The 15,506-nt window shown below is 60.8% G+C and carries 16 protein-coding genes; 9 read left to right on the forward strand and 7 right to left on the reverse strand.

What is annotated here, in order from left to right; all coding sequences use genetic code 11:
* Positions 1 to 18 precede the first annotated feature (18 nt).
* The 3 genes from Q0837_RS02310 to Q0837_RS02320 are packed head-to-tail and all read right to left on the reverse strand — an operon-like array spanning position 19 to position 2,920.
* The gene (locus Q0837_RS02310; RefSeq protein ID WP_298464748.1) at positions 19 to 918 is read right to left on the reverse strand and encodes a hypothetical protein; all 900 of its coding nucleotides are present in this window, start codon (positions 916 to 918) and stop codon (positions 19 to 21) included.
* Positions 918 to 1,637: a hypothetical protein gene (locus tag Q0837_RS02315; protein ID WP_298464750.1), complete on the reverse strand. Its 720-nt coding sequence runs from the start codon at positions 1,635 to 1,637 to the stop codon at positions 918 to 920. The genes Q0837_RS02310 and Q0837_RS02315 overlap by 1 nt, the downstream gene beginning before the upstream one ends.
* Positions 1,595 to 2,920: a replication-associated recombination protein A gene (locus Q0837_RS02320; protein WP_298464752.1), complete on the reverse strand. Its 1,326-nt coding sequence runs from the start codon at positions 2,918 to 2,920 to the stop codon at positions 1,595 to 1,597. Before Q0837_RS02320 ends, Q0837_RS02315 begins: the two co-directional genes overlap by 43 nt.
* A gap of 129 nt (positions 2,921 to 3,049) precedes the next feature.
* On the opposite strand from Q0837_RS02320, the gene Q0837_RS02325 reads away from it, so the two are divergent.
* Together Q0837_RS02325 and Q0837_RS02330 are read left to right on the forward strand one after the other, a co-directional pair.
* Positions 3,050 to 3,712, forward strand: coding sequence for a PadR family transcriptional regulator (locus Q0837_RS02325; RefSeq protein ID WP_298464754.1), 663 nt, complete (start codon positions 3,050 to 3,052; stop codon positions 3,710 to 3,712).
* A gap of 249 nt (positions 3,713 to 3,961) precedes the next feature.
* Positions 3,962 to 4,384: a hypothetical protein gene (locus Q0837_RS02330; protein WP_298464757.1), complete on the forward strand. Its 423-nt coding sequence runs from the start codon at positions 3,962 to 3,964 to the stop codon at positions 4,382 to 4,384.
* Positions 4,385 to 4,415: 31 nt separating this feature from the next.
* Here Q0837_RS02330 and Q0837_RS02335 read toward each other — a convergent pair whose 3' ends face one another.
* Positions 4,416 to 5,600, reverse strand: a complete 1,185-nt coding sequence (locus tag Q0837_RS02335; RefSeq protein WP_298464760.1) for a glycosyltransferase family 1 protein — start codon at positions 5,598 to 5,600, stop codon at positions 4,416 to 4,418.
* A gap of 149 nt (positions 5,601 to 5,749) precedes the next feature.
* On the opposite strand from Q0837_RS02335, the gene Q0837_RS02340 reads away from it, so the two are divergent.
* The 4 genes from Q0837_RS02340 to Q0837_RS02355 all read left to right on the forward strand — a co-directional run bounded on the left by Q0837_RS02340 (position 5,750) and on the right by Q0837_RS02355 (position 10,240).
* Positions 5,750 to 6,928 carry a phosphoserine transaminase gene (locus Q0837_RS02340; RefSeq protein WP_298464764.1) on the forward strand — a complete coding sequence of 393 codons (1,179 nt, stop codon included), beginning with the start codon at positions 5,750 to 5,752 and terminating at the stop codon, positions 6,926 to 6,928.
* 92 nt (positions 6,929 to 7,020) lie between these two features.
* The gene (gene serA, locus Q0837_RS02345; protein WP_298464767.1) at positions 7,021 to 8,604 is read left to right on the forward strand and encodes a phosphoglycerate dehydrogenase; all 1,584 of its coding nucleotides are present in this window, start codon (positions 7,021 to 7,023) and stop codon (positions 8,602 to 8,604) included.
* A gap of 123 nt (positions 8,605 to 8,727) precedes the next feature.
* Positions 8,728 to 9,834: an ATP phosphoribosyltransferase regulatory subunit gene (locus Q0837_RS02350; RefSeq protein WP_298464770.1), complete on the forward strand. Its 1,107-nt coding sequence runs from the start codon at positions 8,728 to 8,730 to the stop codon at positions 9,832 to 9,834.
* 16 nt (positions 9,835 to 9,850) lie between these two features.
* Positions 9,851 to 10,240: a RidA family protein gene (locus Q0837_RS02355; protein ID WP_298464773.1), complete on the forward strand. Its 390-nt coding sequence runs from the start codon at positions 9,851 to 9,853 to the stop codon at positions 10,238 to 10,240.
* 9 nt (positions 10,241 to 10,249) lie between these two features.
* On the opposite strand, the gene Q0837_RS02360 is transcribed toward Q0837_RS02355, so the two are convergent.
* Positions 10,250 to 11,287, reverse strand: a complete 1,038-nt coding sequence (locus tag Q0837_RS02360) for an alpha/beta hydrolase (protein ID WP_298464776.1) — start codon at positions 11,285 to 11,287, stop codon at positions 10,250 to 10,252.
* A 182-nt stretch (positions 11,288 to 11,469) separates the two neighbouring features.
* Between Q0837_RS02360 and Q0837_RS02365 the strand changes: the two genes are divergently transcribed.
* Both Q0837_RS02365 and Q0837_RS02370 read left to right on the forward strand, forming a co-directional pair.
* Positions 11,470 to 12,759: an adenylosuccinate synthase gene (locus Q0837_RS02365; RefSeq protein ID WP_298464778.1), complete on the forward strand. Its 1,290-nt coding sequence runs from the start codon at positions 11,470 to 11,472 to the stop codon at positions 12,757 to 12,759.
* A gap of 93 nt (positions 12,760 to 12,852) precedes the next feature.
* Positions 12,853 to 13,401 carry a L,D-transpeptidase family protein gene (locus Q0837_RS02370; RefSeq protein ID WP_298464781.1) on the forward strand — a complete coding sequence of 183 codons (549 nt, stop codon included), beginning with the start codon at positions 12,853 to 12,855 and terminating at the stop codon, positions 13,399 to 13,401.
* Position 13,402: 1 nt separating this feature from the next.
* Here Q0837_RS02370 and Q0837_RS02375 read toward each other — a convergent pair whose 3' ends face one another.
* Entirely contained in the window at positions 13,403 to 13,786 is a 384-nt protein-coding gene (locus tag Q0837_RS02375) for a DUF6768 family protein (RefSeq protein WP_298464784.1), read from the reverse strand.
* Entirely contained in the window at positions 13,783 to 14,382 is a 600-nt protein-coding gene (locus tag Q0837_RS02380) for an RNA polymerase sigma factor (protein ID WP_298464786.1), read from the reverse strand. Before Q0837_RS02380 ends, Q0837_RS02375 begins: the two co-directional genes overlap by 4 nt.
* A 128-nt stretch (positions 14,383 to 14,510) precedes the next feature.
* Between Q0837_RS02380 and Q0837_RS02385 the strand changes: the two genes are divergently transcribed.
* Positions 14,511 to 15,503 carry a MarR family transcriptional regulator gene (locus Q0837_RS02385; protein WP_298464789.1) on the forward strand — a complete coding sequence of 331 codons (993 nt, stop codon included), beginning with the start codon at positions 14,511 to 14,513 and terminating at the stop codon, positions 15,501 to 15,503.
* The last annotated feature ends 3 nt before the right edge of the window (positions 15,504 to 15,506 follow it).

Here is a 15,506-nt window from a genome sequence, read left to right on the forward strand (position 1 = left end):
TTCTGCCGCAGGCGGGGACTACAGCGCCCCGAACGTCCACCCTTCCGTGTAAGCAATCTGTGCGGTCAGACAGCGCGGCTCCCATCGTTCAGGCTCTGGCGCGACTTTTCGCAGCCATGCAGCCGTAAGCAGCGCATCGGAGGAATGGTCGTCGACCTCGCCGATCCGGTCTACGGGTGGGCAATCGAGCACCGACAGCGCTGAATTCAAGTCCTCGAAAGTCAGCAGCTTGGTCCGGCCACCCAGCGCCGCCGTCTCCTTTGAAGCGAGCCCGGTGTAGATTTCGACGATCATCGATCCACCTTGGGTGATCCGTTTCTCGGGGATCGGGTCCATTGGCCAGACCGGCACGTGGCCCCGCAATTGGTGGAGCATCCGCATGCCGGTGAGCGAGCTTTTGCCGACCTGAGCCGCTCCAACGAGGTTGAAATTGCTCACCGGACGACATTTCTGCGCGCGCTGCGCAGTCTCGGCTTCGCGGAACCGTCCTTCTCGGCTGATCGCGCCCGGCAGGTGAAAGTGGTCGCCGACATTGTCGCGGCTATGGCGGAAATACCGCGTTGCCTGCGGGTGGCTGAGGAACCTGTTTGCGCCAAGATGCGGCTCGTCACCGCAGATATCATCGATCAACGCCCAAAGCTGTTTGGCGTTCTTCGGGCTGGCCTCCCAACCAGGGAAATAGGCACCGCAATCCTCGAACGGCAGACTGATGCCGAGATCCATGCCGACCAGCGAGTTGGCAGGCAGTTCGTCGCGCAAGATGTCGCGCACTTCGGTCCGCGAGAAGCCGCGGTCTGGCGGCTCTACCAGCACGGGCGGCCCGCCTTTGGCCTCGGCGATGGCGATGGCAATCCCCTTATGCCGTTCGCCTTTGGCACCCGACCAATCGATCGCAACGAAATGGTCGAATTCTCGCATCAATAGGTCGGGCAGGTGTTGCCGCTCGTCACGACCCAGCCGGTAGCCGAGCCAGAGACGAAGGTGTCGCGCTCATATTGCGAAAGGTCCTCCCAATCCTCGATCCGATCAAACGGAATTCCGGAAATGTGCAGGCAATCATCGCCTTCCCAGCGGTCGATCCGCCAGTCGGCCATCATCGGCATCGTCGAAGTCAAGTAAATCGGCTTGAGACCGTTTGCGTAGACGTACCAGACGCCAAAGCCTTCCAGCCCACCATATCCCGATTCCGACGATTGTAGTGCAGCCATCCTGAAACCTTCGGGAGAGAATGAAGGACGTGTGCCAGTGTCCAGAACCGTACCCGTTCCCGCCCGGTCGATCAGAGTGTAGCCGAACGCCTCATAGCCAATCCAGTTGAAGCCGATGAAGCGGTCTTTGAGGATATCGAAATCCTTGCCTTCGAACTTCCAGCTGAGATTGACGCACTCGGTCGTCCCGGCGTTGGTCGCGACAGCCATCCAATTATCCGAAGCGGCGGCGAATTCGTTCCATTCTTTTGGGAGATCGAACGACTTCTCGCTATCCCATTCGAAATCGAGCTCCTCCTGCGGAATCGCGTCGCAATAGGCCATCGAAGGCGCAGGATCGGGATGGGCCAGCGCGGGGGCGGCAATGCCAAGCACTGCCGAAGCCGCTACGACTTTCCACGCAGCTCGGATCGTCTCTTGTCCCACCATTGCATTCGCTCCCTGACCTTACGCTCGAACCCGCGTTCTACCGGCTCGTAGTAGCTCTGCGGCTCCATCCCCTCGGGCCAGTAATTGTCGCCCGAAAAACCGTCTTCGGCATTGTGATCGTAGGCATAGCCTTCGCCATAGCCAATATCTTTCATCAACTTGGTGGGGGCGTTGAGGATGTTGGCAGGCGGCATCAGGCTGCCGGTTTCGCGCGCCGATTTGAAGGCAGACTTTTGCGCGGCATAGGCAGCGTTCGATTTGGGTGCAGTGGCCAGATAAAGGCAGGCTTGCACAATAGCGAGCTCGCCTTCGGGGCTGCCGAGGAACTCATAGGCGTCTTTGGCGGCGAGGCATTGGGTGAGCGCCTGCGGATCGGCTAGTCCAATATCCTCGCTGGCGAAGCGGACGAGGCGGCGCAGCACGTAGAGTGGTTCCTCTCCGGCGGTCAGCATGCGAGCCATGTAATAGAGCGCCGCTTGCGGATCGCTCCCGCGCAGCGACTTATGCAGCGCGCTGATCAGGTTGTAGTGTCCGTCGCGATCCTTGTCATAGACGGCGACACGGCGTTGCAGGAACTGGCCGAGGCCAGCGGGATCGAGCGGCTCGGTGAGTTTGGCGTTGTAGAGCGTCTCGGCCTGACCAAGCAGGAATCTGCCGTCGCCATCCGCAGATGCGATCAGGGCAGCGCGGGCATCTTCGTCGAGGGGCAGGGGGCCTTCTAACTCCTCTCCGCGAGCAAGCAGCGCTTCCAACGCAGCATGATCGAGCCGTTCGAGGATTAGAACCTGCGCGCGGCTAAGCAGAGCAGCATTCAGCGCGAAGCTGGGGTTCTCGGTGGTGGCACCAACCAAGGTCACCGTGCCGCGCTCCACGAATGGCAGAAACCCATCCTGTTGCGCCCGGTTGAAGCGGTGGATCTCATCCACGAATAGCAGCGTTCGCTGGCCTGCCTGCGCCATCTTGTCCGCTTCGGCAAAAGCCTTCTTGAGATCAGCCACGCCAGAAAATACTGCGCTAATGGAAGTGAAGCGCATGCCAACGCTGTCGGCGAGCAGGCGCGCAATACTGGTCTTGCCGGTGCCTGGTGGTCCCCACAGGATCATGCTCGATAGCTTGCCCGCCGCCACCATTCTGCCAATCGCACCTTCGGGGCCGGTCAGATGTTCCTGGCCGATCACCTCGGACAGATCGCGCGGGCGCAGGCGATCCGCCAAGGGCGCATCCTCTAGTGCTGCATCCCTGCGCGAGGGCGCAGGGGCGTCTTCTCCAAACAGGTCTGCCATTCGTCGGATCAAATAGGCGACTGGTCAGAAATTTCCATCGCCCTCCCAAATTCGGGGTTGTATCGAAACATCTGCGATATATCTTAGTGCTATCGAAGATGCATAGATGCGTTTCTAAAGGAGAGACAGATGACCTGGAACAAAGGCCGTAAATATCGCCGCGGCAATGCGGCGTGGCAAATGTACGGACCGCTGATGGCGGCAATGGCCGCTTCCGGCGGAAAGTGGGGATCCGATTGGGGCTCTGGCTGGGGCGACGACATGCGCGATACCATGGGCGGAGGCTCTGGTGGTCGCCGGCGTCGTCGCGGACGGATGTTCGGCTCCGGAGAGCTGCGACTGGCAATGCTGGCACTGATCGCGGAGGAGCCGCGCCACGGATATGAGCTGATCAAAGCGATCGAAGACCTTACCGGCGGTGGCTACGCGCCAAGCCCGGGTGCAGTCTATCCAACACTCCAACTGCTTGAAGACGAGGGCAAGATCAAACCCGCGAAGGCCAAAGGCAAAGCCAAGGATGCCGACGCCGGAAGCAAGAAGCCGTTTGAAGCGACGAAGGATGGCAAGGCCGAACTCGAAGAACGCAAGGATGAGGTCGAAACCCTCATGGGCCGCCTCAACGAACACGGCGAACGCGCTGAGAAGGTCCGCTCACCCGACCTCTTCCGCGCCATGGGCAACCTTGCCAATGTGCTCAAGAACCGCGCCCGGGCGGGTAAACTCGATCAGGATGTGATGAACGAGATCGTCGACATTATCGACGAGGTCGCCAAGCGGATCGAGCGTATTTAGTTCGCTACTGCGCCGGGATCACCCGCTCCCTCCGCCCTCCCACCCGGATTGTATCCCGGTAGGCATTGGGTGGAAGGCCAACCACGGGAAACAGTCTCCCGGACTGTTTCCACTAATGGTCGCAGGGAGCGGGTGACCCGGTCTTCACGAACAAGAACATCGGATCGTTAATCGATTTGCCGCCGACAACTATCAGGCTTAGTCTCTCCGCATGGATCGGGTCGCACCGATGGATGGGGAGGGAAACCCATGAATAGCGCAACAAAAACGCCGAGGCACGTGTGGGTGGTAGGCGTGCTGACATTGCTTTGGAATTCAGTTGGCGGCTTCAGCTACACAATGACGCGGCTGGGCAAGCTCGCGGATCTGGGCATGAGTGAAACCGAGATCGCGTTCTTTGAGAGCAGTCCCGTCTGGTCCAACGCATTCTGGGCCCTAGGGGTGTGGGGTGCGATCGCAGGGTCGGTGCTGATCCTTCTCCGTTCACGCTTCGCGGTGCACGCAGTTGTGATCGCGATTGTCGGCCTTCTCGGATCGAATACTTATCAATACGCTATCGCAGATATTCCCGAGAGCCTGCAAAGCCCGGCGCTCACGCTCATGATCTGGGCAACGACCTTGTTCATGTTGTTCTATGCGTCTCGTATGACGCGCGCGGGCGTGCTGAGATAAATGGTTTTCCGGTAGAGCCGTAAACGAGCGGTTATGCTGCCAGTTCGGCAGCTTCTGCCGCTTGGAGCGCGTGCCGATCCTCGACCAGGCGGACATAGGTGTCCGCAACCACCTGATTGATCGCGTCCCAGCTGTATTCGCAGGCTCGTGCAGCCCCCGCTTCGCCGTGCTCCGCGCGTAGGGCGTGGTCGGTGCAATAGGGCGCGATCGCTTCGGCGTAGGCCGCCGCATCACCCGGCGGAACAAGTCTGCCGGTCTCGCCGTCATGGACGAGGCTCGATGCTCCGGTTGCGCCTGCGGCTACCACCGGCAGGCCGCAGGCCATGGCTTCCAGCGTTACATTGCCGAACGTCTCCGTGATCGACGGGTTGAAGAACACATCGCCGCTTGCGAGCGCTTGCCCCAATTCCCCGCCGGTTTTGAACCCGGCAAAGATGCCTCCGGGTAGCGCCTCTTCAAACCATCCGCGCGCTGGGCCATCCCCAATCACCAGCACCTTATGCGGCACCTGCCGCTTGCGCATTTGCACGATGGTCTCGGCAAAGACGTCGAGGCCCTTTTCCATGACCAACCGGCCGAGAAAGACGATCGCCACGTCATCATCGGCGAGGCCAAGCGAGCGGCGCCATTCGAGATCGCGCTTCTCCGGCGCAAAGATCGTGCGGTCGACACCGCGCGACCACAGGCCGATATCGTCGTGCATCTTCTGCGCGAGCAGCTCGTCGATCATGCTCTGCGACGGGGCGACCAGCGCGTCGCAGCGATTATAGAACCGCCGAAGCATCTTCACGACTAGCGGTTCCAGAAAACCTAGCTTGTAATAGCGCGGGTAGGTCTCGAACCGCGTGTGGACCGAGGCAAGCACTGGGACATCATGATCCTGCGCCCAGCGCAGCGCCGCGTGGCCCGATGGATCGGGCGACGACACATGCACGATATTGGGTTTGAACCGCGCAAGGTCCCGCTTGGCTCTCGAACCCAGTCCGGTCGGAATCCGATATTCACCGCGTCCGAACGGCATTCCAATCGACGGCGTGCCAATCAACTCACCGGTCGGCTCGAAAGCGGGTTTTTCTACCGTTGGCGAGTAGACGCGCACCTTCGCGCCTTTCTCCAGCAGCGAACCCACGAGACGATTGAGCGCCTGATTGGCCCCATCGCGGGTGTAGTTGTAATTGCCACTGAACAGCGCAATGCGGAGGTCGGAGATTTCCATTGGTCGCCCGTCTAGGCGAAACGTCGCGGAGATTCCACACTCCACCATTCTCAATTCGATCTTCATTGACTTGTTACCGTCTGGCTCTAAAGCCGCCGACGGGCCACGCGGTCCCAACGCCGCGCGTGCTCTCTGTAAGGAGAGAATACATGACTGAACGTACCCGTGGGCTCTTGCATGAGCCCCCGCTCAAGCCTGAGCGTCCGCAATTTTCCTCCGGTCCTACGGTTAAATTCCCAGGCTGGTCCCTCGACAAGCTGAAAACCGATTCGCTCGGTCGCTCGCACCGTTCGGCGCTGGCGAAAGGTCGTTTGAAATACGCGATAGACCTGACGCGCGAGCTTTTGGGCGTGCCTGACGACTATCTCGTCGGTATCATGCCCGCATCGGACACCGGCGCTCTCGAAGCGGCGATGTGGACCATGCTTGATCCCGCGCGCCCGGCCACGGTTGCGGCGTGGGAGAGCTTTGGCAATGTCTGGATTCAGGACGCGGTGAAGCAGCTCAAGCTGCCCAACTTGCAAACGCTCAGCGCCGATTATGGGGAGATCCCCGATCTCACCACAATTCCGCAGCGCAACGATGTCGTCTTCACCTGGAATGGCACAACATCGGGCGCGATGATCCCGAACACCGACTGGCTGGAGCCGGGCCGCGAGGGGATCACGATCAACGACGCCACCAGCGCCATTTTCGCGATGGAAATGGACTGGCCGAAACTCGATGCCACCACTTTCAGCTGGCAAAAGGTGATGGGCAGCGAAGCTCAGCACGGCATGCTGATCCTGTCGCCCAAAGCGGTTGAGCGGATCGAAAGCTATGATCCCGCATGGCCGCTGCCAAAGCTCTTCCGCATCAAGAAGGGCGACACAATCAACAAGGGCATCTTTGAAGGCGCAACCATCAACACGCCTTCGCTGCTGGCGACCGAAGATTATATCGCGGCGCTTGAATGGGCGAAGTCGATTGGCGGACGCAAGGCGATGTTCGAACGCGCCAACGCCAACGCCAAGATCGTGAAAGACTGGATCGAAGCAAAGCCTTGGCTGCGCAATATGGCCTCCGATCCGGCACTGCGCACGAATACTGGCGTCTGCATGATGTTCCAGGGCGACTGGTACGAAAGCCTCTCGGCTGAAGATCAGGCGGCTGTCCCGAAGAAAATCGTCAAGCTGCTCGAAGAGCGCAATGTTGGCTACGATTTCAACGGCTATCGCGACGCCCCGCCGAGTCTGCGCATCTGGTGCGGTGGCACTCTCGAGCAAGAGGACATTCAGCGCCTCCTGCCGTGGATCGAGTGGGCCTACGAGTCCGTCAAGAACGGCTGATTTTCCGGCGGCCCGCGCGCCGGGCCGCCGCTTCCTCCCCAATTTCCAGCCGACGCGCTTCTGCGATTGCGAGCTGATGCAAGGAATTCCCCATGACAAAACCCAAAGTACTCATCTCTGACAAGATGGACCCGAACGCCGCGCGCATTTTTGAAGAGCGCGGCTGCGATGTTGATGTGATCACCGGCGAAAGCCCCGAGGAATTGAAGGCCCGCATTGGTGAATATCACGGCCTCGCGATCCGCAGCTCGACCAAGGTGACGCCAGAGATTCTCGATGCAGCGACCAATCTGAGGGTCATCGGCCGGGCTGGCATCGGCGTCGACAATGTCGATATCCCTTATGCCAGCGGCAAGGGCGTTGTGGTCATGAACACCCCGTTCGGAAACTCGATCACCACTGCCGAACACGCCATTGCGATGACAATGGCGCTGGCGCGGATGATCCCGGCGGCCAACACCCGCACTCAGCAAGGCGAGTGGCCCAAGAAAGACTTCATGGGTGTCGAAGTGACCGGCAAGACCGTCGGCCTGATCGGCGCGGGCAATATCGGTTCGATCTTCGCCAGCCGCGCGCAGGGCCTGAAGATGAAGGTCATCGCTTACGATCCGTTCCTGACCGAGGACCGCGCCGTCGAAATGGGCGTCGAAAAAGTCGATCTCGACACGCTGCTGTCGCGCGCTGACTTTGTGACCCTGCACACCCCATTGACCGACGAAACCCGCAACATCCTGAGTCGTGAGCGGCTCGAAAATGCCAAGCCGGGCATTCGCATCGTGAACTGCGCGCGCGGCGGCCTGATTGACGAAGCGGCTTTGCGTGATTGCCTCGAAAGCGGGCAGGTCGCAGGCGCGGCTTTGGACGTGTTCGCTCAGGAGCCTGCGAAGGAGAACCCACTGTTCGGCGCGCCGAATTTCATCTGTACGCCCCACCTCGGTGCTTCGACGACCGAAGCGCAGGTCAATGTTGCATTGCAGGTCGCCGAGCAGATGGCCGACTATCTGGTCAATGGCGGTGTCACCAACGCACTCAACATGCCGTCGCTGTCCGCTGAAGAAGCACCTAAGCTGAAGCCTTACATGGCGCTCGCAGAAAAGCTCGGCAGCCTTGTCGGCCAGCTTGCCCACGGCAACCTGACCAAGATCAGCATCGAGCGCGAAGGCGCGGCGGCTGAGTTGAATGGCAAGCCGATCACCGGCGCTGTACTGTCCGGCTTTATGCGCCGCTATTCCGACACGGTGAATATGGTCAACGCGCCATATCTCGCCAAGGAACGCGGGCTGGAAGTCAGCGAGATCCGTCACGAGCGTGACGGTGCATTCAACACGCTGATCCGTGTCTCTGTGGAAACAGACCAAGGGACGCGTTCGGTCGCTGGCACCTTATTCGGCAATGAAGCCCCACGCTTGGTCGAGATTTTCGGCATCGGGATCGAAGCTGATCTCGCTGGCGACATGCTCTATGTGGTGAACGACGATAAGCCCGGCTTTATTGGCCGGATCGGGACGCTGCTGGGCAATCACGGCATCAATATCGGCACATTCAACCTCGGCCGCCGTGATGCTGGCGGGGAAGCGGTGCTGCTGCTGAGTCTTGATGAAGCGCTGAAGGCCGAGACCATTGCCGAGGTCGAACAGGTCGAAGGCGTCAACATGGCGAAGTCGCTCGCTTTTTGATGAATGCGTCGCCCCGGGCCCTTCGGCGCGCTCATGAGACCCTTGACCCGGGGCCGCTATCCGCACAGTCGGACGACAACTGACAGAGATCCCGGATCAGGTCCGGGATGACGGATAGATGTGATGACCCAATCAACCGACCTCCTGCCTGAAGGCCTCGAAGACCGTCTGACGCAATCGGCAGCGCGCATCACCAGCGCCATGCGTGCCTGCCTCGATGTGCTGGACGCGCATGGTTATGACCGCGTGCGCCCGCCGCTGCTCGAGTTCGAACGTTCGCTGTCGAGCCGGATGAAGGGCATTCACAGCCGCAAAATGTTCCGCTTTGTCGATCCGGCGAGCTTGCGCACGCTTGCTCTGCGTAGCGACATCACCCCGCAGATTGGGCGCATCGCAGCAACCAGCATGAAGGACGCCCCGCGTCCGCTGCGAATGGCCTATTGCGGCGACACCGCGCTGATTCAGGCAAGCCAGCTCGATCCGGCGCGTGAGCGCCTACAACTGGGCGGCGAGTTGATCGGGGCCGACACGGTGGCTGCTGCGAGTGAAATCGTGATGGTCGCGATCGAAGCGATGAAAGCGGCGGGCATGACCGGTGTATCGGTCGATTTCACGCTCCCCGATCTGGTCGACACACTGACGGCGCAGGATATGTCCATGTCTGCCGATACGGTCGAAGCAATCCGGCGAGAGCTGGATACAAAAGACGCCGGGGGCCTGAAGGCTGTCGGCGGCGAAGCCTATCTTCCACTGCTGTACGCGACCGGGCCGTTTTCAGACGCGATGGCGAAACTGCGCGAGCTCGATGCCGGCGGTGAACTCGCCACCCGGCTCGACGGGCTTGAGGCTATCGCGGGACGGATCGGTGATGCAGCGCGTATCACGCTTGATCCAACCGAGCGCTATGGCTTCGAGTACCAAAGCTGGTTCGGCTTCACGCTTTACGCCGAAGGGCTACGCGGCGCGGCTGGGCGCGGGGGAACCTACGCGATCGGCGGAAGCGAAGAGGCCGCGACGGGTTTCACTTTGTATGTGAACCGACTCGCGGAAGTGGCGCAGGATGTTGAGGCCGCCAAGACGCTATTCCTGCCGCTTGGGCATGACATAGACGCAGCGGCGCGGCTTCGCAGCGAGGGATGGCGTACCATCGCTCAATTGGCCGTAGGCGACGATCCAGCCGGGCTTGGCTGCACACACCGGCTGGAAGGTACGTCGGCCACACCGATCTAGCCAAAGAGGCTGACAAATGAGCGACAAGGCAACAACGGTTTCAATCGATCCTGATCCGCTCGCGCCCTATGCGATCGCGCCGGCCTGGCGGGTAGGCGATCTCGTATTTCTCTCCGGTCAGGCGGCCATTGCCGAAGACGGTTCGATCGTCGATGAAGCCGACTTCGATGCGCAATTGAGCCAGACCTTCGCCAACATCGAGCGCGTTCTGGAAGCGGCTGGTGCGACCATGTCAGACATCGTCAAAGTCACGATTTACCTCACGGACATGGCCAATTTTCCAAAGATCGTCGAGGCGCGAAAGCGCTACTTCACGGCGCCTTATCCCGCTGACACGACTGTCGAAGTGTCATCGCTCGCTTTGCCGGAATTGATGGTGGAAATCGACGTAATCGCGGCCGCTTAGGTCGCTGAATTAGCTAAATATTCTTGTCAGAAACGTGTCCACGGCCTGCGTCTGCACTGCGCCCGCCTCGGTGCCCAATTCACGGTTCAAGCGCCCGTGATCGGTGTTTGAGATCGCAACCGCCTCTGCCGTGGCGCCCGCGCCATCCAGAGCACCAGCAAGCATCTCGGCTTGCGCCTGTGTTTTCGCGCGTTCTTCGACGTAGAGCGCCAGCCAATTCGGTGCGTCTGCGCCGCCGACATGCGTTACGGGCGACAGAGCTGACTGCCGCGCCGGGTCTTCGCCAAAGACATCGAGATAGAGGTTGCGCGAACGTGGCTCAGCCGACGCGATGCTGCTGGCGATTTCGTATGCGCCGCTGTCCAGCAGTACGACGCCCTTGATCGCAGCGAAGGCCTCGCCAGCATATTGCGGGTCGGTTGAGACCAAGGCCGCGAGATGCGCGCCCGCGCTGTGCCCCATCAAGACGATGCGATTTGGGTCGAAGCCGATTGCGGATGCCTGTCCGCGCAGGGCCTGAATTGCCGCGCCGATATCCTTCGCTTGATCCTCGACCGGGGCGCCAGGCAGCACACGGTATCCGGTCGATGCAAAGTAGTACCCGGCGTCATTGAAATGCTTCGGTTTGGATTGGACCGCAATCTTGTGGTTGCCGAACGACCAACCGCCGCCGTGAATGAACAGGATCAGCGGCAATTCATCGACCGCATCGGCAGGCTCGTACACGTCGATCTGCTGACGCTGGTGCTGGCCATAGATGACTGTCCGACTCACCTTGGCGCTGGGCTGGAATTGTACCTGACCGCCTTCACGATTGCCGCGCCTTTCCTGCGCGCGTTTTCTGACTTCCGCCGCGCAGCTCTCCGAGAGCTGGCTGGCCTTTTCTTGCAGGCACGCGCGAATCTGAGACCGGTCGCGTCCGCACAATTCGACGATCTCACGCACGCATTCTCGCGTGGGACGATCCCCACCGCGCTGGGCAAGGATGGGGGTAGCAATCAGTGCGGTGGCGAGGCACGCAGCGAGCGTTTTGGCAAATTGGTTCATGGCGTCTCTCCATTGTCTCACTGGTCTGAACGCAGCCCGTACGCAAACCCTTTGCGCTGCCAATCGCAAAGCTGTCGCGATTTGTATCGTAAAGGCCGCCGATCCGCCTTGCCCTCGCACTCGCAACAGCCTACGCCCGCGCGGTTTGTGCGCACAGGCACTGCTTCAATCAAAGGTAGGACATGGCCAACGTCACCGTGATCGGCGCCCAGTGGGGCGATGAGGGCAAAGGCAAGATCGTCGATTGGCTTGCGAGCCGCGCCGATGCCGTGGTGCGGTTTCAGGGCGGGCACAATGCCGGCCACACGCTGGTGATCGATGGCAATGTGTTCAAGCTCTCCCTGCTGCCATCGGGCATCGTCTCGGGCACGACGAGCATGATTGGCAATGGCGTGGTGCTCGATCCATGGGCTTTGCGCGATGAAGTGCAAAAGCTCGAAGGTCAGGGCGTGCGCGTCAATGACGACAACCTTGCTGTGGCCGACAATTGTCCTCTGATCCTGCCGCTGCACCGCGATCTCGATGGTCTGCGCGAAACGGCTGCGGGCAAGGGCAAGATCGGGACTACCGGACGCGGGATTGGCCCAGCCTATGAAGACAAAGTCGGACGCCGCGCCATACGTGTGTGCGATCTGGCGCATCTCGATGATCTGGATCCGCAGCTCGACCGGCTTTGTGCGCACCATGACGCTCTGCGAGCCGGGTTCGACCAGCTACCCGTGGATCGCGAAGCATTGCTGGCCGAACTGCGCGAAATCGCTCCGTTCGTGCTTCGTTTTGCCCAGCCGGTGTGGAAGCGGTTGAAGAAGCTTCGCAAGGCGGGTGCCAAGATCCTGTTCGAAGGCGCGCAGGGCGTGCTGCTCGATGTCGATCATGGCACCTACCCCTTCGTCACCAGCTCCAACACGGTGAGCGGCACAGCGGCCGCAGGCAGCGGCCTTGGCCCGAATTCCAGCGGCTTCGTGCTCGGCATCGTGAAGGCCTACACCACCCGCGTCGGCAGCGGGCCTTTTCCGACCGAACTCGACGACGATATCGGCCAAGGAATCGGTGAGCGTGGCCATGAGTTCGGCACTGTCACGGGGCGTCAACGCCGGGTCGGCTGGTTCGATGCAGTTCTGGTGCGTCAGACCTGCTCGATCAGCGGCGTGACCGGCATCGCGCTGACCAAGATCGACGTGCTCGACGGGCTTGAGACGGTGAAGATCTGCACCGGCTACCGCCTCCACGGCAATGTCTATGACTATCTGCCGAGCCATGCCGCAGAGCAGGCCCAGGTCGAACCGATTTATGAGGAAATGGAAGGCTGGAACGAAAGCACTGTGGGTGCGCGATCCTATGCCGACCTGCCTGCCAATGCGATCAAGTATATCCAGCGCGTTCAGGAGCTGATCGAATGCCCGGTCGCGCTGGTTTCGACCAGTCCGGAGCGCGACGACACGATCCTGATGCGCGATCCGTTCGTCGACTGATCAGCCGCGAGTTTGTCAGCGAGTCCTTGCATGGGACATAGGGTCACAGGCGGAATTGTCTGAACGCGGGGAGGGCGATACAAACCTTTCTCAATGAAACGCTTGGTCGCCTCGATTGCTTTGCTTGCGGTTGCCGCTTGCGCCGGTCCGCCAAGCCAGCCTGCGAGCGAGCCAATTGTCTACCGCGCGCCCGCGGTGCGCACCCTTCCTGCCCCGGTCTCGCAGATCGCCGATTACCTGATCGTCGACAAATCGGACCGGATGCTGGTCGCCTATTCGCGGGGCCAGCCAATCCGGGTCTATTACGGGCTGCAATTCGGCGACGCGCCAATGGGCCACAAGCGCTTTGAAGGCGATGAGCGCACGCCCGAGGGTGTCTACACCATCGACACGCGTAACCCTCGCAGCAGCTTTCACCTGAGCCTGCGTATCTCCTACCCCAACCGCAACGACCGCGCCTTTGCCGCGCAATATGGTCGATCTCCGGGCGGAGACATCTTCATCCACGGTCAACCGACCGGCTATCGCGGGCCGACGCTGGGGGGTGACTGGACCGATGGCTGCATCGCGTTGACCAATGCAGAGATCGAGGAGCTGTGGAGCATCGTGCCCGACGGCACTCCGATCGAAATTCGGCAATAGGTCACTTTTCGCTTAGCCTCCCTTCGCTCAATACGGCCACCTGCACTTGCAGGCGCTTAACTTCGCTCAGCACAGTCAGCATGTTCATCCGCGCGAACATCCATTCCTTCAGGAAACCCTGCATGATCAGCAGGCCGATAGTGGTGAGCCCCCATCCGACCATGGCATCGGTGTTGGCGGCGGTGACAGCGCGAAAGAAGCAGTAGGCGAGGCCAATGCCGATTACGATGGCGATAGCAAAGCTGAACTTCGCCCAGCCGCCCAGCGGCCCTTTCCAGCTGTCTCCGATCTGCTGGAACATGCCGCGATCACTATCGAGGCTGGCCAGAAAGGCGTGATCGTCGGCATCAAGCGCAGCGGCGATCCGTTCGTCTTGAGTGTTCATACGGGTTCTCCTTCGGTGAGTTCGGTTGGTGTGTCGCTCAGTGCCGCTTTCAACTTGCGGCGGGCGTGGAACAGGCGGCTTTTGGCGGTGCCTTCGGCGATGTCCTGCACAGCGGCAATCTCGCGCAGGGTGAGACCTTCGACGAAGTGCAGGTGCGCTGCGAGGCGCTGATCCGGCGGTAGCGCCGCAAAGGCTAGTTGTAGGGCCAGACCCTCAGTCTGGGTTTCTGGCTGAACGTCTTCTGGCGAAGCACTATCATCTTCCGGCGTAGCAAACTGTGCCCTGTCCCGGATCGCACCGCGCAAATGGTCCGCACCGCGCCGATGCAGGATCGCAAAAGCGTAGGACCGGAATCGGGCAGGGTCGCGCATTCGCTTGATCCCCTTCCAGATGCCGATCCAGCATTCCTGCACCAGATCGCGCGCAATCTCCGGATCGCCGGTGTAGCGAAAAGCTGCCCGTGCCAGCCGCGCATTCCAGCGGCCATGCAGCCGTTCAAGCGCGCGCTTGTCGCCCTGCTGGATAAGCGTGACGAGCAGCTCATCGAACAGTGCTCCGGAAAGCTGAGCCGGTTCAGGGCGGGGAGAGTGCGTCATTGTGATGGTAGTCTGGCCCAATGTCCGAATGGTTCAATTCACACGGTGGAAAAGTGGGTTTAGAACTCGAATTCTTGACTTGAACTTGTTTTGTTCTACTCTCGTTCCATTCAAATTGGAGCGATTCGATGAGCGTTGCCGAAAGCGGACAAGCGGACTTTTCTTACGATGTGGCGCAGGATTCGGCTGGCTTGCCCGCCCGCGTGGCCATTTTCGCCGACCGAGCGAGCACGCGCAGCCTGATTGCCGAGGACCTTGCCGGGGCGGGGTTTCGCACGCTTGATGGCGGGGCAATCACTGTCTTGCTCGACGGGCCAATTGCGATGCTTGGCGATGTGGTGATGGTCGATTGCCCGGTGATTGACGGAGCGACGCTCGCAGCGCTGACGCGGCTTGATATGCGCGCGGCGCGTTCAGGGGCGCAGTTGATCGTCTCGACGTCGCTTGAGGCGCTCGACGATGTGTTCGCGGCGCTTGATCAGTCGAACCCGCAAATTCTGGTTCAACCGAGCCGTGCTGAGCGTGTTGTCGCGGTTGGCCGCGTGCTAGGCCATGTATCGCATGCACGTGTGCGAGAGATGACCGAGGATGACCGGCTGAAACTGCTCAGATTGTCGCAGCAGGTTGAAGCGATTGCGCAGGAGCTTGACCGGATTTCGGGCGATGAGGAGGCCGAGCACAAACGCCTCAGCGATTTCAAACAGGAGTGGCGCGGGCCGCAGGACACCGCAGCACCTTTGGGCAAACAAATCGGCCGGGCGGCCAGCCATCCACTGCCAGACCCGCGATTGGTGCGTCAGATCATTGCCAACCGTCAGGCGCGTGCGCGGTTCTTCGATGCCGAGCTATTCGCCGACCCTGCTTGGGATATGCTGCTCGACTTGACGGCAGCCCATGCCGAGCACAGCCGTGTGTCGGTGACGTCGCTCTGCATTGCGGCGGGAGTCCCGGCGACCACGGCGCTGCGCTGGGTCAAGCAAATGGTCGAAAGCGGCATCTTTGAACGGATCGCCGATTCCTCGGATAAGCGCCGCGCCTTCATCGCGCTCAGCGATCAGACGGTCGAAGCAATGGCGCGCTATTTTGCCGAGATCGAAACGCCGCTGGCGGCGGCGGCCTGAAGG

Source organism: uncultured Erythrobacter sp. (assembly GCF_947499705.1).
Taxonomy (GTDB): Bacteria; Pseudomonadota; Alphaproteobacteria; order Sphingomonadales; family Sphingomonadaceae; genus Erythrobacter.